This window comes from Niabella aquatica (genome assembly GCF_054779315.1).
On record NZ_BAAGYM010000038.1, the window covers coordinates 27839 to 51575 of the forward strand.

The 23737-nt window shown below is 42.1% G+C and carries 20 protein-coding genes; 9 read left to right on the forward strand and 11 right to left on the reverse strand.

Annotated elements, in window-relative coordinates; all coding sequences use genetic code 11:
• The first annotated feature begins 39 nt into the window (after positions 1-39).
• The 4 genes from ACYVBM_RS19950 (at position 40) to ACYVBM_RS19965 (ending at position 3419) form a co-directional block, all read left to right on the forward strand.
• Complete coding sequence (locus ACYVBM_RS19950; RefSeq protein WP_460687462.1) at positions 40-1134, forward strand: type III polyketide synthase; 1095 nt, start codon at positions 40-42, stop codon at positions 1132-1134.
• Entirely contained in the window at positions 1127-1816 is a 690-nt protein-coding gene (locus tag ACYVBM_RS19955) for a methyltransferase domain-containing protein (RefSeq protein ID WP_460687463.1), read from the forward strand. The genes ACYVBM_RS19950 and ACYVBM_RS19955 overlap by 8 nt, the downstream gene beginning before the upstream one ends.
• On the forward strand, positions 1813-2943 hold the full coding sequence (locus ACYVBM_RS19960; RefSeq protein ID WP_460687464.1) for an NAD(P)/FAD-dependent oxidoreductase: 1131 nt from the start codon (positions 1813-1815) through the stop codon (positions 2941-2943). Before ACYVBM_RS19955 ends, ACYVBM_RS19960 begins: the two co-directional genes overlap by 4 nt.
• Positions 2944-3200: 257 nt before the next feature.
• Positions 3201-3419: a hypothetical protein gene (locus tag ACYVBM_RS19965; RefSeq protein ID WP_460687465.1), complete on the forward strand. Its 219-nt coding sequence runs from the start codon at positions 3201-3203 to the stop codon at positions 3417-3419.
• Between the two features lie 31 nt (positions 3420-3450).
• Here ACYVBM_RS19965 and ACYVBM_RS19970 read toward each other — a convergent pair whose 3' ends face one another.
• The 6 genes from ACYVBM_RS19970 to ACYVBM_RS19995 form a co-directional block, all read right to left on the reverse strand.
• Positions 3451-3813, reverse strand: coding sequence for a CoA-binding protein (locus ACYVBM_RS19970; RefSeq protein WP_460687466.1), 363 nt, complete (start codon positions 3811-3813; stop codon positions 3451-3453).
• Between the two features lie 46 nt (positions 3814-3859).
• Positions 3860-4102, reverse strand: coding sequence for a GNAT family N-acetyltransferase (locus tag ACYVBM_RS19975; RefSeq protein ID WP_460687467.1), 243 nt, complete (start codon positions 4100-4102; stop codon positions 3860-3862).
• Entirely contained in the window at positions 4089-4316 is a 228-nt protein-coding gene (locus ACYVBM_RS19980) for a hypothetical protein (RefSeq protein WP_460687468.1), read from the reverse strand. The genes ACYVBM_RS19975 and ACYVBM_RS19980 overlap by 14 nt, the downstream gene beginning before the upstream one ends.
• Positions 4317-4413: 97 nt before the next feature.
• Positions 4414-6084 (reverse strand): pyruvate dehydrogenase complex dihydrolipoamide acetyltransferase, encoded by a 1671-nt coding sequence (locus tag ACYVBM_RS19985; protein ID WP_460687469.1) that lies wholly within the window; start codon positions 6082-6084, stop codon positions 4414-4416.
• Between the two features lie 198 nt (positions 6085-6282).
• Positions 6283-8073: a DNA polymerase III subunit gamma/tau gene (locus ACYVBM_RS19990; protein ID WP_460687470.1), complete on the reverse strand. Its 1791-nt coding sequence runs from the start codon at positions 8071-8073 to the stop codon at positions 6283-6285.
• Positions 8074-8151: 78 nt separating this feature from the next.
• Positions 8152-8451, reverse strand: a complete 300-nt coding sequence (locus tag ACYVBM_RS19995; RefSeq protein WP_460687471.1) for a hypothetical protein — start codon at positions 8449-8451, stop codon at positions 8152-8154.
• A gap of 218 nt (positions 8452-8669) precedes the next feature.
• Between ACYVBM_RS19995 and ACYVBM_RS20000 the strand changes: the two genes are divergently transcribed.
• Entirely contained in the window at positions 8670-9062 is a 393-nt protein-coding gene (locus tag ACYVBM_RS20000; RefSeq protein ID WP_460687472.1) for a hypothetical protein, read from the forward strand.
• A gap of 69 nt (positions 9063-9131) precedes the next feature.
• On the opposite strand, the gene ACYVBM_RS20005 is transcribed toward ACYVBM_RS20000, so the two are convergent.
• On the reverse strand, positions 9132-10328 hold the full coding sequence (locus tag ACYVBM_RS20005; RefSeq protein WP_460687473.1) for a hypothetical protein: 1197 nt from the start codon (positions 10326-10328) through the stop codon (positions 9132-9134).
• A 33-nt stretch (positions 10329-10361) separates the two neighbouring features.
• On the reverse strand, positions 10362-12155 hold the full coding sequence (locus ACYVBM_RS20010; RefSeq protein ID WP_460687474.1) for a L,D-transpeptidase family protein: 1794 nt from the start codon (positions 12153-12155) through the stop codon (positions 10362-10364).
• 257 nt (positions 12156-12412) lie between these two features.
• Between ACYVBM_RS20010 and atpD the strand changes: the two genes are divergently transcribed.
• The 4 genes from atpD to ACYVBM_RS20030 all read left to right on the forward strand — a co-directional run bounded on the left by atpD (position 12413) and on the right by ACYVBM_RS20030 (position 18930).
• On the forward strand, positions 12413-13906 hold the full coding sequence (atpD, locus tag ACYVBM_RS20015; RefSeq protein WP_460687475.1) for a F0F1 ATP synthase subunit beta: 1494 nt from the start codon (positions 12413-12415) through the stop codon (positions 13904-13906).
• Between the two features lie 37 nt (positions 13907-13943).
• Positions 13944-14201: an ATP synthase F1 subunit epsilon gene (gene atpC, locus ACYVBM_RS20020; RefSeq protein ID WP_460687476.1), complete on the forward strand. Its 258-nt coding sequence runs from the start codon at positions 13944-13946 to the stop codon at positions 14199-14201.
• Between the two features lie 192 nt (positions 14202-14393).
• Positions 14394-15851: a TlpA family protein disulfide reductase gene (locus ACYVBM_RS20025; RefSeq protein WP_460687477.1), complete on the forward strand. Its 1458-nt coding sequence runs from the start codon at positions 14394-14396 to the stop codon at positions 15849-15851.
• 241 nt (positions 15852-16092) lie between these two features.
• Positions 16093-18930, forward strand: coding sequence for an FAD-binding and (Fe-S)-binding domain-containing protein (locus tag ACYVBM_RS20030; RefSeq protein WP_460687478.1), 2838 nt, complete (start codon positions 16093-16095; stop codon positions 18928-18930).
• Between the two features lie 794 nt (positions 18931-19724).
• On the opposite strand, the gene ACYVBM_RS20035 is transcribed toward ACYVBM_RS20030, so the two are convergent.
• The 3 genes from ACYVBM_RS20035 to ACYVBM_RS20045 all read right to left on the reverse strand — a co-directional run bounded on the left by ACYVBM_RS20035 (position 19725) and on the right by ACYVBM_RS20045 (position 23497).
• The gene (locus ACYVBM_RS20035) at positions 19725-20846 is read right to left on the reverse strand and encodes a hypothetical protein (protein WP_460687479.1); all 1122 of its coding nucleotides are present in this window, start codon (positions 20844-20846) and stop codon (positions 19725-19727) included.
• A 274-nt stretch (positions 20847-21120) separates the two neighbouring features.
• Positions 21121-22923, reverse strand: coding sequence for a PKD domain-containing protein (locus ACYVBM_RS20040; protein ID WP_460687849.1), 1803 nt, complete (start codon positions 22921-22923; stop codon positions 21121-21123).
• A 229-nt stretch (positions 22924-23152) separates the two neighbouring features.
• The gene (locus ACYVBM_RS20045; RefSeq protein ID WP_460687480.1) at positions 23153-23497 is read right to left on the reverse strand and encodes a LuxR C-terminal-related transcriptional regulator; all 345 of its coding nucleotides are present in this window, start codon (positions 23495-23497) and stop codon (positions 23153-23155) included.
• Between the last annotated feature and the right edge of the window lie 240 nt (positions 23498-23737).

Sequence of the window (23737 nt, forward strand, 5' to 3'; positions counted from 1 at the left end):
ATAATTTCTTGCTCATCACTTATTCAGGATATTAGTAATATGAGCAAAATAACTTCGATAGCAACAGCTGTGCCGCCTTATAAACAGGGGCAGATGCAGATATTTGATGTGATAAAAAATATACATGCAGGTACGAAAGAGGAAGAACGGGTATTAAAATTCATGTACCGGTCAAGTGGTATTGATACCCGGTATGCGGCTGTTCCTGATTTTAATATTGAAAACGGAAGCTGCGAGCTTTTAGCTAAAACTAATGATATTTATGAAACCAAAAAGCTGGAAGAACGGCTGAAGATCTATGATAAAGCTGCCCTTGAATTATCGGTTGAAGTGATCAAAAGATGCCTGCCGGGTGATGTTACCCCGGCTGATATAACGCATCTTATTACTGTAAGCTGTACAGGTATGCAGGCGCCGGGGTTAGACCTGGCCATCATAAGATCATTGGGCTTGAGAACCAATATCTATCGGACTTCAGTAAATTTTATGGGTTGCTATGCGGCTATTCACGGTTTAAAACAGGCACATTATATCGCAGCAACAGATCCCCAGGCAAAAGTGCTGGTGGTTTGTGTAGAACTATGCACCCTGCATTTTCAGAAAGAGAAAACCATGGATAATATTACCAGCACTATTATTTTCGGAGACGGCGCTGCAGCGGTTCTGGTGGAAAACGACGATAGTGTAAGGGATGGCTGGCATATCAATGATTTTTACAGCGAGATCAATTTTGATGGAATGAATGATATGGCCTGGAAAATATCGGCTGATGGCTTTTTAATGACCCTGACCAGCAATGTACCGGATATACTGGAGAAAAAGAGCCATGATATTGTTTACAATGCCTTGCAGCATTATAAACTGGAGCAGGCTGATGTCCATGCATGGTGCGTGCACCCGGGTGGAAAGAAAATACTGGAAGCCATTGAACGCGGCGTTCCTGTTTCAAAAGATGCAATGGATGAGAGCTATGAAGTGCTGCGTGAGTATGGCAATATGAGCAGCCCGACTGTTTTATTTGTACTGGAAAAAATAATACAGGAGGCAAAAAATGATGCTTCTTTAAAAAACATTGTAGGCATGGCTTTCGGGCCGGGACTTACGATGGAAACTTTTTATATATCGCATGCCTGATTTTTCTAAAAGGAGCTACGAAAAAGAATTGCTGGATGACCCTACCATCCCTTTTGAGGATATCAGGCAAAATATGCAAGAGCTGAACACGGTCAACACGTTATTGGGAGGGCATGCGATTACTTTAAAAGGTTTCAGGCAATTGCTCGGAACGTCAAAACAGGTCAGTGTTTGCGAGATCGGATGTGGCGGCGGTGATAACCTGGTAGTTATTTATAACTGGTGCAGGAAGCATCATGTTCCTGTAAAGCTTACAGGTATTGATATCAACCCGAACTGTATTGAGTATGCAGGTAACACCTATGCAAAACACGGTATCGATTTTATTTGCAGCGATTATAAAAGAGTTGTATTTAAAGAAGCGCCTGATATTATTTTCAACGCTTTATTTTGCCACCATTTTACAGAGGAAGCAGTGATCGAGATGCTGCAATGGATGTTTACCAATGCCCGTGCAGGTTTTTTTATTAATGATCTGCATCGCCATCCATTGGCTTATTACAGCATCAAATGGCTGACCGGCGTTTTTTCAAAATCTTATCTTGTAAAAAATGATGCACCGCTTTCAGTGCTGAGAGGTTTTAAAAAGGATGAATGGGTGCAACTTCTTAATAAATCCGGTATTGCGGCAAATATAAGCTGGCAATGGGCTTTCAGGCATTTAATTGTTTGTAAAAAGTGATAACTGATTACGATATTATAATTGTTGGAGGAGGGTTGGCCGGCCTGACTACCGCGATACAGCTTAGAAAAAAGGGCTATTCTGTGGTGCTATTTGAAAAGAACCCATATCCTTTTCACCGGGTTTGCGGCGAATACATAAGCCTCGAAAGCTGGAATTACCTGTCGGATTGTGGCATTGATCTGCAGTCTCTTGATCTGCCTGTTATAAAGAAACTACAGGTAAGCGCACCTAATGGAAATATATTAAAAGCAGACCTGGACCTGGGAGGGTTTGGTATCAGCCGCTTTAAGCTGGATCATTTACTGTATGAAGAAGCAAAAAGCCAGGGCGTTACTGTTTTTGAAAATACACGGATTGATGATATCATATTTATTGATGGGTATTACAAGGCCATTACCGGGAACAAGGCCTATACGGCAAGGCTTGCCTTAGGGAGCTTTGGAAAGCGCAGTCAACTGGATGTAAAATGGAAACGCAGGTTTGTAATGCAAAGACCCAATAAGCTCAATAATTATATTGGTGTAAAGTACCACATTAAAACCGTGTTTCCGGCAGATACTATTGCATTACATAATTTCAGGAACGGGTATTGCGGTATATCAAAGATTGAAGAAGATAAATATTGCCTCTGTTATTTAACAACAGCGGCTAATTTACAGGCAAGCGGTGGAATTAGAGAAATGGAAAAAAGCGTTTTGTATAAAAATGCGTACCTGCAACAGCTTTTTGAGAACAGCGAGTTCCTTTTCAACCAGCCGGTATCTATATCCCAGGTATCTTTTGCCAATAAAGAAATTGTTTACAATCATATTCCGCTTGCCGGTGATGCCTGTGGTATGATCACACCACTTTGCGGTAATGGCATGAGCATGGCAATGCATAGCGGGAAAATTTTTACCGGCCTGGCAACTGCTTACCTGCAGCAAAAAATATCTTTGGAAAAAATGTTGCATTTATACCGGCATAGCTGGCGGAAACAGTTTGCAGGCCGGTTACAAACAGGCAGGCTGGTGCAAAACAATTTCGGAAAAGAATGGCAGACCAATTGTTTTATATGTTTTATGAAAAGAATGCCCTGGCTTACCAGGCATATTATTAAATCAACCCACGGAAAAACATTTTAAGCTGGGCCTGCATACGTTCTTGTATCATTTGCGAATGGAAAATTTTATGTATATTTAAGAAAGAAACACGATGCAGCATTGGCCAGCCTCGCCAGGCCACCACACAAAATTAAAGGTTGCCAAAGATCTGCAATTTTGTTAATGCTTAAAAAAGCGTATAATGCGATATGGATTGACTTACCCGGAATTTAATTTTTTGCTTCAAATAAAGGGTAGCCGGAAACTTTGAGAGTCGGTGCATTTTAAAAAATGGAAATATGAAAACAATCGGTAGGCTCTTTGGGATTCTTGCCTTAATCGGAATGCTATTAGGTCTGATACCGTTATTAGGCTGGCTTAACTGGATTAATATTCCTCTTGCCATTTTAGGATTATTCTTATCAATCATAGGAAAATCAAAAGGTGGAATCATCATCTGCATTGTTGCGATCTTCTTCGGTTTATTCAGGTTGATTCTGGGAGGAGGAATTATATAAAATTTTTGAAAACAGGAAAACCGAAAGCTATTCAATATTGCCCTGTGCTTAGCATTACCAGTGTACAGGATTCGATAGGTTCGATGCCTTTCTCCTGGGCCTTTTTTGCAAGCGCGTTATTTTCCGCACCGGGATTGAAGATGATGCGTTTTGGCTTTAAGGATAAAATATAGTCTTCATATTCCTTTTGGTTCTGCTCGCTCATATACATGGTTACGGTATCAATACCTTCATCCTGCGGCTTTTGCTTTTGGATAAGAACATCGCCTACTTTCCCTTCCCTGCGGCCAATGGCAACCACATCATGGCCATGCGAGCGCAGCCTTTTTAAAGCCATGTTGCTGTAGCGATTGGGATTTTCTGAAGCGCCGAGTATTAATGTTTTTTTGTTCATTTCCCTAAGTTAACGATTTACGCCTTGGCGATTTCTTAATTCAATATTATTTTACAGTGATCCGGTAGGTAAAAAAATCTGTTTCGGGCGCCTGCTTTATAAAACCGATCTGCTCATACAGGCGCTGAGCAGTATGGTTATCTACTGCAGTTGATAATTCAACAAAGCCGGCCCCGTTTTGTTTTGCAAAATTCATTGCTGTTTTAATCAGTTGCCCCCCAATGCCCAGTTGCCTGTAATGCTTATCTACATATAAATCGTTCAATATCCAGTTCTTACTTACCCTCATGGATGAATACTTTGGGGTATAACTGCGTAAACCCGGCAGGTATTCCTTCATCTGTAAGTACAACAAAAATCACAGATTCATTATTATTTAATCTTTCCTGTATAAATTTTTTTGCTGCTTCAATATCTGAAGGCTGTTTATAAAATATCCTGTATTTGTTAAACAGCTCATAAACGAGTTCGCCTTGTGCTTTGCTGATTTTTATTGTTTGCATAGGTATCCCTTAAAAAAGTGAAAATAAAACAGTATGGAACAAAAAAGCCACAATCAGTAAAAGAATGTGGCTTTAAAAAATGTAATTTGTTATATAATTATACCAACATTCTCAAAGGTTCTTCCAGCAGGCTTTTCAGTGTTTGAAGGAAGGCGGCGCCAACGGCTCCATCAGCTACGCGGTGGTCGCAGGTAAGGGTTACCTTCATAAGGTTGCCAATAGAGATTCCTCCATCCCTTACCACAGGGACCTGGTTAATGGCACCCACTGCCAGTATGCAGGATGCGGGCGGGTTGATGATAGCGGTAAACGCTTCAATGCCAAACATCCCCAGGTTAGAGATGGTAAAAGTATTTCCTTCCCACTCGGCAGGGGCCAGCTTTTTAGCTTTGGCTCGCCCGGCAAGATCTTTTACCTCAACAGCTATTTGAGATAATGATTTAGTATCGGCAAAACGTACCACAGGAACCAGCAGGCCCTGGTCTACTGCTACTGCTACACCAATGTCAACATGATGGTTAATACGGATGGTATCACCCAGCCAGCTGCTGTTAATGGCGGGATGTTGTTTTAATGCAAGTGCACAGGCTTTGATCACTAAATCGTTGAACGATATTTTAGCCGGAGAAACCTCGTTGATCTGTGCCCGGCTGGCAACGGCCTTATCCATGTTGATCTCCATGGTCAGGTAAATTTCAGGAGCAGAGAATTTTACTTCTGAAAGGCGCCTTGCAATGGTTTTACGCATTTGCGAAACCGGGATCTCTTCAAAAGAAACCTGCCCGGCGGGTGCAGGTACAGCTGCTACAGGAGTTGTGCTTTCTTTAGCAGCAGGTTGAGCTGCCTCCGGTTTGTAATGGTCTATGTCAGATTTTACAATTCTTCCATTATCTCCGGATCCCCGGATTGCGCTAAGATCAATGCCTTTTTCGGCAGCTAACTTTTTAGCAAGGGGAGAAGCCTTAATTCGTCCGCCATCGCTTGCATCCCCTGAGGGCGCTGCCGCTGCTTCTGCGGCAGCAGCATTATTTTCTGCTGTTGCAGGCGATGAATCGGGCTCCCCTTTAGAGGCCGGTGCCTGAGCAGGCGCTGCACCGCCGCCTTTCACTGCTGCTACAATTTCATCCACATTAACTTTTCCCTCTTCACCAATAATACAAAGCAGGTCGTTTACCTGTATTTTTTCGCCGGCTTTGGCGCCCTGATATAATAATTTGCCGTTTTTGTAGCTTTCCAGCTCCATAGTGGCTTTGTCTGTCTCAATTTCAGCCAGCAGATCGCCTTTTTTTACATCATCGCCTACATTTTTTGCCCAGCCTGCAATCACCCCTTCTGTCATAGTATCGCTGAGGCGGGGCATCAGCACCACTTCTTCGATTTTAGAAACATCCAGGGAAGAAGATGTAGAAGAAGTTTCTGCCGGTTTTTCTTCGGCTGTTCCGGCAGGTGCAGGTGTTTCTGCCTTTTTTTCTTCTTTCGGAGCAGCGCTGCTACCGGATGTTCCATTAACCAACCCGGAAATATCTTCTCCCGCGTCTCCCACAATTACCATCAGGTCATCTACCTGCAATTTCCCACCTTTTTCTGCGCCCAGGTATAGAACGGTGCCATCTTTATAGCTTTCCAGCTCCATAGTGGCCTTATCCGTTTCAATTTCCGCCAGCAGATCGCCCTTTTTTACGCTATCACCCACTTTTTTATGCCATTCAGCAATCACCCCTTCAGTCATAGTGTCGCTCAAACGGGGCATTAAAATTTTTTCAGCCATGTATCTAAAGTATTTCGCCCGAAATTAGTAAATTATGAGTAAAGTTGATAAGTTTAAAAGCCGAAAGGCTGAAAGTTTTGAAAGTGGGCAGGCTTTGTTACCTACTGTACCCTAATGGTAGCCTGTTCTTTTACACAAGAAAGATATTGTCAAACCGAATCGTATGTCAACGGCTATCCGCCAGCTATGCTCCCTTTTTTACCTCCCCAGTTCCAGTTTTAGCTTTTCCTTGAATTGCTGTACCAATGGGTATTTGGAGATCATTTTTTGATACTGATCTACGGCAGTGAGAGGCCTTTCCACTATTTCTTCCTGCACCTGGCGGTTCGGATTAATGATGTTAAAAATCTGTAATTGTGCATTCTGCAGCTCTTCTTTTAAAAACGCTGCAGCTTCATTTTTAGTGATTTCAACAAACCGGTTCTCAATCGGGTTAGAGGTATAAACATAAAATGAGTTGGAATCTACGATCTTTATGGTGGCGAGTGCAAAACTTTGAGCAGCGGGGTTTTTATTTTCCTTAAGCACGCCGGTAAATTTTTGCCAGGCGTTGAGGAGGCCTGCTTCTTCAAGTGGCTTATCTTCTTTTGCAGGGGCTGTTTCTTTAAATTGCTTTCGTAGTTTTTCGAGGCTGCTGATCTTTTTAGGTGGCGTACTTTGTATAGCGGCCGTGTCAGCTGCCGGGCGTGCAGGGGGCACAGCTATTACCGGATCCGGCTCTTCAGCAATTATAAGCTTTGCCTCCTCTTGTGGCAATGATTGTACTTTCTGTTCCTTTCTGGAAGTAACCGTTTTGAGCGCAACCGGCTGTAACTGTTTAAAGGCCAGCGCAGCACTCCTTGACTCAGTTAGTTTTTTTTTTACTACTGAATGAGGTTCCAGTGAAAGCTGCATGGCCTGCTGCAGGTAGCAAAGTTTTATGAGCGTAAGCTCTACATGCAGCCTTTTATTGCGTGCCGAACGATAATTGATCTCCGATTCGTTTAATATATTCAGCGCGCTTACTAACAACAGTGCATTTGCCTGCCTTGCAGCGGTGATATATTTTTCTTTAAAGCTCTCAACAGTATCTAACAAGGCCACTACTTTCTCATCTTTACTTACCAGCAGGTTCCTGATGAATGAGGCAAAGCCGTTCAGCACCAGATCTCCTTCGAATCCTTTCCGGTTGATATCTTCGTACAACAACAGGGCGCCTGCGAGATCCTGTTGCTGCATAAAATCCATCAGCCTGAAATAATAATCTTCATCCAGTATGTTCAGGTGCTCTAAAGTATTATTATAACTTATCTCACCATTGCTAAAGCTCACGATCTTATCCATAATGCTCAGCGCATCGCGCATGCAGCCTTCGCTTTTTTGCGCAATTAACTGCAGCGATGCCTTGTCCGCTTTAACCCTTTCTTTCGCACAAATATGTTCCAGGTGCTCTACGGTATCATTGGTGGTGATACGCTTAAAATCGAATATCTGGCAACGGCTTAAAATGGTGGGAAGTATTTTGTGCTTTTCAGTGGTTGCTAAAATAAAGATAGCGTAAGGAGGCGGTTCTTCCAGCGTTTTTAAAAAGGCATTGAATGCAGCGGAGCTAAGCATGTGCACCTCATCTATGATATATACTTTATATTTCCCGGCCTGGGGTGCAAAACGAACCTGGTCTACCAATGTACGGATATCATCTACTGAGTTGTTACTGGCGGCATCCAGCTCGTGTATATTTAATGAGCTGCCGTGGTTAAAGGAAACACAGGAAGTACATTCATTACAGGCCTCACCATCAGCAGTAGGGTTTTCGCAGTTAATGGTTTTAGCCAAAATGCGCGCACAGGTGGTTTTGCCCACTCCGCGCGGACCACAGAACAAAAAAGCATGGGCCAGCTGGTTTTGCCTGATGGCATTTTTTAAGGTGGTGGTAATATGCTGCTGCCCAACAACAGTATCGAAGTTCTGGGGCCTGTATTTTCGTGCTGATACAATAAACTTATCCATTTGTTACTCCTTGCGACAAATGTAACATAAATGGCGAAGGATTTGTTGCCTTCAAACAGGATGTGGAAAATTGGTATCTTATTTTACGGAAAGTATCTCAACCCAGCTGCTGTATCCAAAAGCCATGGCGCATTCAGTATAAGGGTAGTAGCTACAGTCTTTTGTCTTTCTTAAGGATACCGTAATAATATCCCCGTCATTATAATTGTTAAGCAATTCCCGGTTGCAAACTTTATAATTGGTTGTGTTGTGCAACAAATAATACCCGGCACAGTTTTTTATAACCTTCATTTTACCTTCAATATCAGGTATATTGACGGGTTTATTCTTTTGGCAGCTTAAAAGCATTATAAATGCCAGTATATAAATATATTTCATTCGTTCGTTTTTCGATTTTATAAGAAACAGGATTACCTGATTTATTTCATAACAAACAAACCCCCTGAAAGAAAGACGACGAAAATTCTTAAAACGCAACATGCTAAGGTATAGTTTTTTAGATTAGTCGCAAGCTGTTTTAACAATTATATCACCAGGTTGGTACGGGGTTTGTTTCATTACCATGAAATTATTTTTAATCAAAAAACCATTCCTTTATGAAATCAGTTTTGAAATTTTTAGGTGTTGTATTGCTGGTAACTTCAGTTTTTATTTCATGTAGTAAAGATGATGATCCTGCAGATAATGATTTTTTTGCGGGTACTTACAAGGGCAGTATCTCTTACGATGGCGGAAGCGATGGCGGTGACGTAGCCAGCACATCAGGAAGCGTAACCGTAACAAAAATTGCCTCAGGAGTGAAATATAATTTTGCTTTTTCAAATGGTATCCCTAACCTTAATGGTATTGAATTTGAAAAGAAAGGCGATAATGTGCTTATAAACATAGGCGGTCAAGAGGGCATTAATTATATCAGGATAGATGCCAATACATTAAAAATATTATATATTAAAGACGGTAAAACATGGACCGCTGATTGTACCCGGTAATTGATTTATTATATATATTATATGAAATCACCCTCCAGAAATGGCGGGTGATTTATTTTTGAATGGTTGTTAAACTAAAATAGGATGTGGCTTAAATGCCTTTTCCCGGTCAAAATTGTAACGATAAGTTGTTAAAACGCGGCTGCGGTGGGTACCTAAAGACTCGGCAACATTAATCATTTTGGGATTAAACTCCCCGATCCACTGCATCTCATATTTTTCATAAATGGGGCGGCCAATAATATATTGACCGTTTTTGATTTTCAGATTTTGAATTAATTTGCAGCCTTCAATGATCATATAGGCGTCTGCTCCTTTACCCTGGAACTCGGGAACAATACCAAATACCAGGCCCACAAACTTATTGCAGGGTTGGGTTCTTTTATACCACAGAAATTTAAGCTTATTCCAAAGGCCCAATTTCCCGTTAAGGAGTTTGAACCATTGATTGAGGTCAGGAAGATTGATCCAGGCACCAATGGGCTCATTTTTATAATATATAATCCAGCTGATTCGCTCATCCATTACCGCTTTCATAGATTGGAACATCTTCATTGCTGTTCTTTCGTCCAGTTGTTTTAAGCCTCCATGACCGGCCCAGGCCTTATTATAGACGATGGTAAAGTCTTTTACATATTTAGCAAGGTTACTGGTTTTAATATTGTCCGAAGAATAGTGCGGATCTTTTGATAAGGCTGCGTGACGTTCATAAAATTTTTCCTGTATCCGATGTCCTACATTCAGCCCAAAACATACCTGGTTAAAGAACGGTTGAAAACCATAATGTTCCAATAGCTCTTTATAATAAGGCGGATTATAGTTCATGCGGTATAAAGGTGGCTCAAAGCCTTTTACCAGCAAGCCCCACCAGGTATCACGTTCTCCAAAGTTAATAGGGCCATCCATAGCCGTCATGCCTCTCTCTTCCAGCCATTTTTTTGCAGTGTCGAATAAAAGGTTCGCAGCCTCCTGGTTGTCGATGCAATCAAAAAAACCCATACCTCCAACGGGCCCGTCGTCACCCTTTGTTTTATATTTTTTGTTTACAAAAGCGGCAATACGGCCAACCAGGTTGCCATTGTCATCTTTTAATACCCAGCGAATGGCTTCGCCGGAGCGGAAGGTTTTATTTTTTTCTTTATTAAAAACATCGTTGATGTCTTTATCTAAAGGACGGATATAGCCAGGGTCGTTTTTATTAATAAGAACATTAGCCAAAATAAAATCTTTGGCTAATGCAGGGGTAGAAACTTCAATCAGGTTCATTCTACAAAAATAAGAAGCAGGAACATTCAATAATTAGTCTGTTGTTTTCTTTATTGTTTCTGCTTTTTTAATAGAATCCCTTCGTGCTATTTTAGTCAGCGAATCCTTCTTTTTCTGCTCTTTCAGCAGTGCCAGGTCTTTTACGCGCTGAATACTGTCTTTAACAGCTTTCTGACGGCTATAGCTGGTGCCCACGCTGTTCAGGAACATTTTTTTTGCTATAATGGCGTCATGCCCGTAAATGTCTTCCCTGAAATTTAACACGCTGCTATCATTTACCCAGGAGGTAAAATAGGTAATCAATACCGGTACGGGGTTTTTGACCCTTACATATTTCTCTTTATAGGTATGCATCAGGCTGTCTACTTTCTTTTTGCTGTACCTTACGGTATCATTCAGGAGATATTCGGCAAGCCGGGCTGGTTCTTTCAGCCGGATGCAACCGTGGCTGTAGCTTCTTTTGTCGCGGTTGAACAGGCTTTTGGCGGGTGAATCGTGAAAATAGATATTATAACTATTGGGAAACAGGAACTTTACCAGCCCTAAAGAATTCCAGGGGCCGGGCTTCTGGCGTACTCTTCCATTTTCTATTTCCATATGATTGCGCGCCAGGTAAGCAGCGCTTGGCTTACCATGCATTTCGTTTTTTACAATGCTGGGAGGAACGTTCCAGTACGGACTAAAAACAATATTGCTTAACCTGCCTGTAAAAACTGTAGTATTATTTCCTTCCTTTCCTACCACTACATCCATATTCCATGCTGGCCGGCCATACTCATATACGTGTAAGCGAAATTCAGGGATATTTACTATAATGGATCGGCCGCTGTCTTTAGTATTGCCGGGCATCCAGCGCATACGTTCCATATTTATCAATATTTGCTGAATCCGTTCTTCCACCGGAATGTTCACATCATTCAAAAAGGTTTTTCCGGCTGTTCCATCGGGCTTATACCCATAAGTTCTTTTAATTTCGTTTACGGCACGTGTAAGTGCTGAATCATAAGCATTGGTAAGAGTGCTGTCCGGGATGTCTAAAAATCCTTCTGCTTTCAGACGCTTTTTCAGGGCTTTTACCGCAGGGTCGGTATAACCTTTTTTCATGACCTCTACTTTGCTGTTTACTACTGGCCAGCCACCGCTGTCTTTTATTTGTTTATATTTCAGCAACTGATCCCTTAACAGGATATACTGCGGATTCCGGGGTGCATATTCATCCGCATATTGCCCGTGCCGGGTAAGTACAGAATCGAGCATAGCCTCCACTGTCAGCTTCTTTTTAGGAATATACCATTCCAGGGATTTAATATCGAAATCCGGATCCTCTGTGTAGGCATGATCTGCGTAAACATAGAAATACCGGGTAAGAAGCAGTTCTGCATTCTGGTAAAGCGAATCGTTTTTAGGGCGAAGGGATTGAACTCTTATGAGGGTTTCCATTTTATCGGTCAGCCATTTGTTATAAACGGCCGAATCTTTCGAATAGTTCAGGTAGTTTTTCAGCAGGTTCCAGAAAGAAACAGTATGTTCCGGCAGCCCTTCTTTTGAGAACCAGGCATACTGATAATTCCGGCTGTTATAGAAGCTTTTAATACGGTTGGCCAGGGTGTCGCCCAGGTTATTCAGCTCTAAAATAGTTCTTACATCGGCGCTGTCGATAAAAAGCGAATTGAAAGAATTGGAGGTATCGATAGTGACATCCACTTTAGTCATTTCTTTTTCCTCTTTAGGCTTATGTTGTTTGCCTGTTTCAGGTTCAAAAAGATTGCAGGAGCATAAGGACAGGGTAAATAAAAAAGCAATAAGTAATGGTTTTTTGAAACTCATATATAGGTTAATGTCTAAGGTATAATGATTTAAAGGCAAAATTAGCCGGAATTATAATAAAAACTGTGTTTAAAACAGATATATTAATAAATCATACTATAAAGGGGTGGTTATGAGGGAGATCAGGGAGTTGACAGGTTAAGGCTGCTGCTGTTTCAATGAAAGAATGAAATGTGAATAATTTGTAACGCGGGTGCATAATAATACGCGTAGAAGCCTTACTTTTGCACCCACAAAAATAACCACACCTTAATAATATGGCAAAAGTTGGTAAAATTAAACAAGTTATCGGAGCGGTGATCGATGTTCAGTTTGATGAAACCCTCCCTGAAATTTATAACGCGCTTGAGCTCACAAAAGAAAATGGCGAAACGCTTGTCCTTGAAGTTCAGCAACATTTAGGGGAAGATAGCGTGCGCACTATAGCAATGGATGGTACGGAAGGTCTTGTTCGTGGTACAGAAGTACGTGATACCGGGAAAGCTATCGCAATGCCTACCGGCGAAGCGATCAAAGGCCGCCTTTTCAATGTAACCGGTGATCCTATTGATGGTTTGCCTGCGGTTTCTAAAGAAAACGGACGCCCCATTCACGCGCAGCCGCCAGCTTTTGAAAACCTGAGCACCGCTTCAGAAGTATTATTTACCGGGATCAAGGTAATTGACCTGATCGAGCCTTATGCAAAGGGTGGTAAAATTGGTTTGTTTGGTGGTGCCGGTGTGGGCAAAACCGTATTGATCCAGGAATTAATCAACAATATCGCAAAAGCATACTCCGGATTATCGGTATTTGCCGGTGTGGGTGAAAGAACCCGTGAAGGGAATGACCTGATGCGCGAGATGATCGAAGCCGGTATCATGAAATATGGCGACGACTTTAAACATAGTATGGAAGAAGGTGGATGGGATCTGAGCAAAGTGAAAACAGAGGAGCTGGCCGATTCAAAAGCTACTTTTGTATTCGGACAAATGAATGAGCCTCCCGGAGCCCGTGCCCGTGTGGCCTTAAGCGGTTTAACCATTGCTGAATATTTCCGTGATGGTGATGGTGAAGGAAAAGGTAAGGATATCCTGTTTTTCGTAGATAATATCTTCCGTTTTACACAGGCCGGTTCTGAGGTATCAGCACTTTTAGGCCGTATGCCTTCTGCAGTGGGCTATCAGCCTACGCTTGCTACAGAAATGGGACTGATGCAGGAGCGCATTACTTCTACCAAAAACGGTTCTATTACATCTGTACAGGCGGTTTACGTACCTGCAGATGATCTTACCGACCCTGCGCCTGCTACCACTTTTGCCCACCTGGATGCTACTACCGTATTAAGCCGTAAAATCGCTGACCTGGGTATCTATCCTGCGGTAGATCCGCTGGATTCTACCTCACGTATCCTGATGCCACAGGTAGTAGGCGATGCGCATTATGAGTGTGCCAATAAGGTAAAAAGAATTTTACAGCGTTACAAGGAATTGCAGGATATTATAGCCATTCTTGGTATGGATGAGCTGAGCGATGAAGATAAAATGACGGTATCCCGTGCCCGTAAAGTACAGCGTTTCCTTTCCCAGCCTTTCCATGTGGCAGAAGCGTTTACCGGCTTAAAAGGCGTACTGGTACCAATTGATGAAACCATACGGGGCTTTAACATGATTATGGATGGTGAAGTAGACGAATATCCTGAAGCAGCCTTTAACCTTGTTGGTAATATTGATGATGCTATTGAAAAAGGGAAGAAGTTGTTAGCGGGAGCTTAGCTAATTGGCATATTATCACATTATCACATTTTAAAAGATGAAACTAAATATTTTAACCCCCGAAGGCAGTATTTACAGCGGCGATGCTTATGGAGTGCAGATGCCTGGTGTAACCGGCTCGTTTGAAGTACTGGATAAGCATGCTCCTCTTATTGCTGCTTTGACGGAAGGTAAATTGAAAGTATTGCAGTCAAGCCTTAATGGGCCGGCTGCTTTTTACCATATTCAGGGCGGATTTGTAGAAGTACTGAATAATAATGTTACGGTATTGGCAGAGGGAGCGAAGAAAGTGTAGTTAAAGAATACATAATAAATGGAATGCCCGTGAGTTTTCTCGTGGGCATTTTTTATTTTGGTATTAAATAATTGTTTATGCAATGAGCCATAAAAAAATATTCATTATCATACACAAAAGAATGAATATTTTTTCTATGCGAATTCCTCCCGATGTATCGGTATGACAAATAAAAACACAAAAAATAAACAGATGGGAAAAGGTGTGTTTGCTTCTGTTGCTATTTTTTTCTCTTTTGTCTTGCAGGCCCAATCTTTTAGTGATGCTGGAACTGTATGGCTGAAAGGAAATGTGAAACATTTTAAAGGAACGTATTTTGAATATACACAAACCGGTTTTTTTGAAGACAGCTCTTCTTCAGTATTAGTGGATGAAAAGGGAGATTTCTTGCATCGGCTTGAAATTGAAGGTAAACAGCAGGACCTTTTTCTTTATCTCAATGATGATCCTGTCACCATTACAGTAGCAGATAGAGATACGCTGACTATTAGCTGGGATGAGAGGAATTTCAGAAATACTTTTAGCATCCACTCAAACAATAGGGTTCGTAATAAGTTATTGAGCATTCAGTTATACCAGCATTTTAATTTTAGGAAACCTTTTATTGCTTTACAACATTCGATCTATGACAATCCAAATCTGACCGGGGAGAAAATATTCCGGATGCTAAATGATTTATTCAACCAGCAATGGAATGCGCTTGCAATAAAGGCAAATGATGATTATAATGTCTTTAATTCAGCTTATGTAAACCTTTATTATCAGTATGCCTATGAACTTCTTTCCTATGGCTTATGGCGTCGTTTTTCCCTGCAACCCCGGCTTGATACGAACCTGGTTAAAAATCCAGAATTCGGTAAAGTAATAAACTGGCTGGAGCATACACGTTTGGACATTAATTTTTTTTGGAATTCGGTAAAGTACAGGGAGTTTTTGTTTGATTATTCACGGATGGCAGGTCAAAGTATCTTCACTTCCTTTAAGGGGGAAATGGTTAGATTAAATAATGCCAGGTACAACTACTATATGGCTAAGGCCGTATTTCAAATACCGGAAATAAGGGACTGGTTTATTACAAAAAGCATTTTACTTGGTTTCGACAGGGATGATTTTATAGAAACAGAGAAAGTGTACAACCGTTTTACAGAAGAGCATACTGATCCTGTTTTAAAAAAAGTATTAAAAGAGGGGTACGACTCTTATGTAACGTTAAAACCCGGAAATCCCGCCCCGGATTTTACACTGAAGGACGCTTATGGCAAAGAGGTTTCCTTATCAGCATTTAAAGGAAAAGTAGTGTATATCGGTTTTTGGGGGGTGACATGCAGTCCCTGCATTTCTGATATCACGCACTATGCGCAAAAGCTGCATGAGAAGTACAGGGGTAAAGAGGTGGTTTTTGTTTCCGTTTGTATAGATGCGGACGAAAAGGAGTGGAAAAGTGCACTGAAAAAATACAAAATGGAAGATCAGGTAAACCTGCTCGCGGAGGGTGGGGACGAAGACCCGGTTGTAAAAAAATATAACGTGATCTCTATCCCACATTATTTTTTAATTGGAAAAGACGGGAAAATTATAAGCAACGCAGCTCCTGGAATGGGCGAGCTGCTGACAAGAATAGGCAATCAAATGGATAGAGCATTACAATAAAGTTAAAAGCCGGCTGAATCATCACCGGCTTTTTGATTGGCTGCTCGCAGACCCTTATACCTGTAGTGAGCGATCGTAAATCCATAATAAACAGGGATTGTCCGAAAATGATCTTTGGCAGGTCATTAATGACAGGCCATCTATATAAAACCAGGCGTAACCTAACCGGTCTGCGGCAGGTAATAAAGAATGTTATGCACCTTAGCGGATTAACCCCAATATTTAGCTTTCTTTGCAAAAGATGGAACAGGAAAACAAAATTGCCCGGCAACTGGAAACGATCTTGCCCGCTCAGCGCATAAAATCTCGGTTGATAGACCTTGTGTCATATGCCTCGGATGCAGGTTTTTACAGGCTGATACCCAAAGCAGTAGTGCAGCCGTTGTCAGAAGACGAAATTGTCAGGCTGTTCCGATTTTCGCATCAGCAAAAAGTTCCGCTGGTATTCCGTACAGGCGGTACCAGCCTCTCAGGTCAGTCTATAACCGACGGGATACTGGTAGACCTTAGCCAGTTCTGGAACAAAATACAGGTAGAGGATCATGGTAATAAAGTAAGGGTACAGCCGGGCATTACCGGGGGAATGGTGAATATCTATCTGAAAAAATATCAACGCAAAATCGGGCCGGATCCGTCAAGTATCTCTGCTGCAATGATGGGCGGTATACTTTCAAACAATTCCAGCGGTATGTGCTGCGGGGTTACTTTCAACTCCTATCATACTACTTTATTTATAAAATTTATTTTGCCTGGCGGACAAACATTCACCACTGAGAACCCCGAAGATTACGATCGTTTCAGCAGCGAATGTTCCGGTTTAAGTCATACCCTGGTTAGCTTGCGCAACCAGGTATTGAGTGATGAAGCACTGTTTGAAAAGATCAGGAAAAAGTATACGACCAAAAACACGGTTGGCTATTCATTAAATGCACTGATAGATTTTGAACATCCGCTGGATATATTTGCGCACCTGCTGATTGGTGCTGAAGGTACCCTGGCATTTATATCTGAAGCTGTATTAAAAACCATTCCCGAACCTGCATTCAAGGCAACTTCACTCTTGTATTTTGAGGATATCTATAAAGCCTGCAAAGCCATTCAGCCATTGATAGATGCAGGTGCTGTAATGGTTGAGCTGATGGACAGGGCATCCCTCCGGGCTATTGAAGATCTGCCGGGCATCTCGCCTGAAATAAAATTATTACCGGCTTCGGCGGCTGCACTGCTGATAGAATTTCAGGAAGAAAGCATGGAATTACTGGAAAAACAGGTTGATGCCTTTCTTACACATATACAGGCCCTCGATGTTTATAATGCGCCGGTATTTACCACGGATGAAAAAGAAAGAGCTTTTTTCTGGAAGATACGTAAAGGGCTTTTTCCTGCTGTTGGCGCTGTTCGCAAAAGCGGCACTACTGTAGTGCTGGAAGATGTTGCTTTCCCATTGGAACATTTGGGCGATGCTGTTTTGGATCTGCAAAATTTGTTTCAGAAGTTTGGTTATAACAATGCTATCATCTTTGGACATGCGAAAGATGGTAATATCCACTTTGTGATTACACAATCTTTCAATACACCATCTGAAATAAATCATTATGATCATTTCCTGAAAGAGGTAGTAGAGCTGGTAGTTGAAAAATACAATGGCACATTAAAAGCTGAACATGGTACCGGTCGCAATATGGCACCTTTTGTTGAAACAGAATGGGGGGGAGCCGCATATGATATGATGAAGCGGATAAAGGAAGTGGTGGATCCTGAAGGATTGTTAAACCCCGGGGTGATCATTAATGCAGATAAAAAAGCCCATATCAAAGACCTTAAATCACTTCCATCGGTAGAAGAAGAGGTAGACCGATGTATCGAATGCGGGTATTGCGAACCTGTTTGTCCCAGCAGAAACCTTACGCTAACCCCCAGGAGAAGAATTGTGGTTCGCCGGGAATTAAAACAGCTGCAGGAAGCGAACCGCCAGGAAGCTTATAGCGAGCTATTAGGGGAGTATCAATATGACGGCCTGGATACCTGCGCAGTTGACGGGCTGTGTGCCGGTAGCTGTCCTGTTTTTATTAATACCGGTGATCTGGTAAAACGGCTGAGGCGCGAAAGCCATAACGAACGCCAGAATCATCTTGCCCTAAGAGTGGCCCGAAACTTCTCGCTGGTAGAAAAGGCGGCACGTACAGGTTTATATGCCGGAAGCCTGGTTAATAAAATATTCGGTGCCGGCACTATGACAGCCATTACAAAAGGGATGAGGAAACTTTTTTCTTCTGTTCCTTTATGGTCGAAAGAAATGCCTGCACCTCCTTCACTTCATGCATTGCACCATCATATAAATAATCATACGTCGCAACAGGCCATCGTATACTTTCCTTCCTGTATCTCGCGTGTTATGGGAAGCAACGCTGGTAAAAAGACCAACATAGAGGTTTTTATGAGTGTATCTGCCAAAGCAGGAATTGCTGTAAAATTAATGAGCGGACAAAGCGGCACCTGTTGCGGACAGATCTTTTCATCCAAAGGTTTTCAAAAAGCCTATCAATATATGGCTGATGATATTGTACATAAATTGTGGAGCGCCACCAATGAGGGCCAGTTACCTGTTGTAATAGATGTAAGCTCCTGCGTGTACACCTTAAAAAATCTGCGGAAAGCGCTATCTGCTGAAAGGCAGCGGCAATACGATCAGCTTGTTTTTTTAGACAGTGTCGATTACCTGCACGATTATGTATTGCCGGCAATTGCTATCAACAGGAAAAAGGAAGATATTGTACTGCATCCGGTATGCGCTGTTGAAAAGCTGGGAACAACAGAAAAGCTGGTACAGGTGGCCAGGCTGCTCTCGAACAAAGTAACCCTGCCCGTACATGCCGGCTGTTGCGGTATGGCTGGGGACAGGGGGTTCCTTTTTCCCGAATTAACGCATTCGGCTACTAAAGAAGAAGCAGAGGAGGTTTGCAGCCACCCGTACGATGGCTATTATTCTACCACCAGAACCTGCGAAATAGCGCTTTCGGAGGCAACCGGCGCTAATTATGAATCGATCCTGTACCTGGTTGATGAACTAAGCGGATAGGGCTTAAAAAAATATACCTAAAAACAATATTGTTATTTGAGGACAGGCTGTAGTGTAAAGAAACATCTGATCAAATTCGGGAACTCCCTCTATCCTGCAGGGAATTCCTCCGCCTGTTTCGCACCGTTCGGTACGCCATATTGCGGCAGCCGGTTTTGAGGTTAGGTATGGAGGCCGTAGTGCCTCAATGGACCCAACGCTGAAGCAAAGACAGAAGATATTCTGTTTATTAATCACCTGTTTTTTCATTGTCGGTATTGTGCGCGGCTTATACATGAAGGAAAACATCATGGTATAATGAACTTATGGGTGTTCCTGCTATCGCAGCTAAGCCTGTACACAGCACCAACAAGGGGCAAACTACCGCCAAAACCAATGCATAACCCATTACGTTTTCTCCCGTTGCTTTGTAAACTAATGCAGCAACCAACACAAAAGCCAGCAAAGGCAAGATGAATTTTTTTTCCGGAATTCTTTTGTGTTATGGCAAAAACTGCTAACAGTGAAATCTCTAACACTTTGCAAAGTGTTTAACGACTTTGCTAATATAAGCCGGGAATATTAGCAACAAACTTAACCCCAGACAAATAAAAGCACCCAGTTGTGATTTGGGCTGTGTGGCCATATTTTTTGTTGGGTAACGTCTGCCACTACAGCAAATTAACCATTGCATGGATAAATAGGATTTTCTGCTCCTGTAGTGTTTTGTTTGGTGAGCTGGTCAATGCCGATGCTCATAATGATATTCAGTAGAACTGTTAAAACAAATATATCACGATTTTTCACGTTTGTTTTTAAGGAGCAAAAACTAAAGATAAATTGGCTGATTGCATATTTTTAATAGCCTTGACATTAGAATATAAAGGAATATTAAAAGCAATTGTAAACTTGTCTTGGATTTTTAATCCAACAGTTCCCTGCAAAAAATCAAAATTATTTTCAGTGATTTTTTCTTCAAACTTACTTCCTCCAATGAAATAAGAGTATTTTACGGCTGTAAAAAATGTAGCCAAATCAGTATTTCCTTTTTGAATAATATCTGTAACAAACATAGCAGAAACCGAAGGCTCGTGATAATAATACATATCTTTTACTAATTTCCCATTTTCTACATTGTCCATATGAAATTTATACTCTAATGGAATGTAAAAATAGGAACTATGTTTTTTACCCAATCCAAATTTATTTTTCGAGAAAAACAGAGCATAACTTATACCAGCATTTATAAGTCCTCCATTTTGTAGTTTATTGACCGCCGTGCTATCCGCTTCTTGTTCACTATCTTGTGTAACAGTAGAAGACAATAAAAATTTAACTGGTATTCCTAATTTGGTAACACCGCTCAAAATTTCTGATTTTAATGAAAACAGATTATCAAAATTAGTTTGCACTCCAACATCTCCGATAAATTTAAGAGCTCTGTCTCCGTCATCTGAATCTAAATAAAAGTATTGTGCTTGAATAGTTGACCTAACAGGAAAAAATCGTCTCCATATTGTGGGCTTGCCCTCCAATGAATTAATAATCGTTAAATGAGCTTTTAAACTTTCTAATTCCTCTAATTCTTTTGTAATTTGAAGGTAATCTTGATTGCTTGCATTTTGAGTTTTATCTAAAATATCTCGCTTATTATTAAGGCTATCTATCTTTTTATTACATACTTCTATCAATCTATGACTCCCATAAGCATCTATATCCGAAGTGATTTTTAAATATTTATTAGCACTCTCTTTCAATTCTTCAGGAAATGAATACCCTAATTTATTTTCCGTTGACGGAACGTCTTTATTGATAGAGCCACTCTCTATTTTTTTATTATTGAGAACTTTCTCATTTATGTTGGGGATGGTTTGAGACAACACCAAACTATTTATTCCTAAAATAAAAATAATACATAACAAAACTCTCGTTCTCATAATTTAAGTTTTTAAGGTTAAACATTTATTTAATGGCAAACGAGACAGGGACCACAGCGATGGTTCCTGTGCCGGACGAATACACTCTATTAAAGTTGGTTATTGCCATAATATGTGTGTTTTTATATAAGCAGCGGAATAATCACCATTATTCATATCGCAATCCCTGCATTAAAATATGCTGCGTATAATTGATACAAGTCTTTTCCTATCATTTCGTTTTTAAATTGTTTTCCTGTTGCCGATTTGCATTGCAGCTTACCACATCCTATCTTTACGGGTACACCCCCGCCTTCACCTTCGCCGCATCGCTCATGGGCCAGCGCCAGGTGGTGGTAAATAAAGTGGTCAGGTTTTTATTGGCTGCGGCGCAGCTGGCCAGTATAAAATTATCTACCGCATCCTGCGTGGTGGTGGCAGTGGGCATGGTGGCCGCTTTTTTCCATACCTGCTGTATAAAGTTCTGGCCGCCGTAGTCGCGCATCAGGCGCATACAAAAGGAGGCAAACAGGTCGGTGCCGCCGCCAAACTCGCCGGGCACGCCGGTTCCCTGCCCTAAAGTGTTGCTCCAGTTTAAAGAAGTGTTGGCTGTGTATTTATCTACTAATCCTTCAACGGCGCTTTTAAACTGGCTGTACGTCATATAATAATTAAATGGCCCGCCCTGCACCCCTGTGGCATCAAGGCTTAAAAAGCGCATCAGCACGGCGTAACCGGTAGTTACGGGGTCGTTGGCTTTGTATGCTAACTGGTTTCCATAAAACCAAAAGTTTCTTCCAAATTCATAAAATACAGCCTGGTCGTACTGGTTGTTATTTTTAATACCATTGTACAGCACATCGAAATAAGTGTTTTGCAGCTCTATACCCGTAGCACCCAGGTACCCGCATCCTGCTCCGCAGGTGCTTGCCACATCTGCAATAGTAGTATGCCCGTTGATCATTTTGGCAGTGCCCGGTTCGCGCCCGGTACATAGTTTGTAATAGCCATATACCTTGTCCATTGTTTTGGCCCAGGCAAACATTACAGTTGCATCAAGATTCTTGTTTCTCGACAACACTGCCACTTTCTCTCCCTCCCATGCGTAGAGGGTTAATGTTTCGCCACCAAAGGTGGTATAGCTTGCCGGGTAGGGCGACACATTAATGGTCTGCGTTACCACTGTAGTCCCACCGGGATTGGTAGCGTACAAGGTAATGGTATAAGTACCGCCCTGGGTATAAATGTGCTGGGGGGTAGCTTCCGACGACCGGCCACCATCGCCAAAATCCCAGGAATAGCTGGCGGCTTTCTGGCTGCTGTTACTGCAACGGATATTCAGCGGCAGGCTGGACGGGTTGAGAACCGTGTAGCTGAACCCGGCTGCGGGCTTGTTGATATTGATGCTCACCGGCACAGTTACCGTATCTTTACCGGCTGCATTGGCCGCTACCAGCCGTATCTGGAAAGCTTTTACCGCAAAGAAGCGGTCTACGGGACTGAACAGGTCCGATACATCGCCGTTGTCAAAATCCCATTGATACGAGTCGGCACCGGTGCTGGTATTGGTAAAATTCACCCGCACCGGGTAATCGCCGTTATTGATAATAGAATAAGTAAAAGCGGCTTTAGGTTTGCTGAGCGTGATCGAAACGCTTTTGGTAATGTCGTCTGTACCGCCCAGGCCGGTAACGGTGAGCTTTACCTCATAATTGCCCGTAGCTAAAAACTGGTGAACAGGTTGCTGCTCTTCCGAAAAGCTGCCGTCTCCAAAATCCCATTTACAGGAAGTGGCATTAGCAGAAGATGAAGTAAATCGTACTGTTGTGGGTAAAACACCGGGATTATCGGCCGAAAACGTAAAATTGGCTTTAGGCTTTTCAAAGCTGATCACCACATCCTGCGATTTGCTATCGGTACCTCCATCACCGTTTACTGTGAGGGTTACATGGTAAGTGCCGGCGGCAGCAAAGCCATGCCGGGGGGTTGCTTCGGCTGAGGAAGCGCCATCCCCGAAATCCCACTGATAAGACCTTGCATGCTGTGATGAGGATGAGTTGAATTGCACGCTGGCTGGGAGCGTTCCGGTGGTTTCCAGCGCAAAGGTAAAATCCGGCTTTGGGTGGTTCTTGCTTTTTCTCTCCTTCTTTTTTACATCCTAAACCCATGAAAAAGATGCTGCAAATAAGGTAATGGAATAGCGTTTTGTTCATGATTGTTGATTTTATATAGTTTATTGAAGCCCGAAGATGACAGCAGTTGCGTCCCGCATTTTCACGTTGTTCCCGCTAACCGGCTGCCGGTTTTTACGGTATTTTCCTTTCTGTTCATTCTGTGTAAAAAACACTATATGCTGCCAATTCCTTCGTGGACCGGCATTGCAGCTTGCGCATCATATTTTTCCGATGCGTTTTTACCGTGTCCTCTGCTATGTTTAAGCTGGTTGCTATTTGCTTCGTGGTCTGGCTCATAATAATGTGGAGCAGTATTTCTTTTTCGCGCAGCGTGAGGGTATTAAATAAGTGCTGTTTAGTGCTGATAAAATTGTGCTCCGTAATATACGTGTTCAATTCGCTCATCAGGCGTGCCGGCACATGCTCTAATCTTATATCCATAGTAATGCGTAAAATTCCCTGGTCGTTCAAACGTTTTATATTCCATTTTGGCTCCATTGGTGCGGGCAGTTTTATGTTTGATATCGTTGATCAGATAAGTAATCCATAAGCAGTTAGTTCTGGTTTTTAGTAGTTTTATAATAAGCGTTCCAAAACTATTACCCGGCTTTTATACCTGCAATACCTACCAGTGGGTATTTAGTGGGTATTTTAGGCCTGAGGCAAAGGCCAAGGGCCTGCTACTCTCTGCCTATTGTCTTTGGCATCCTGCTGCTCCTCACAAAAATGCAGCAAAGT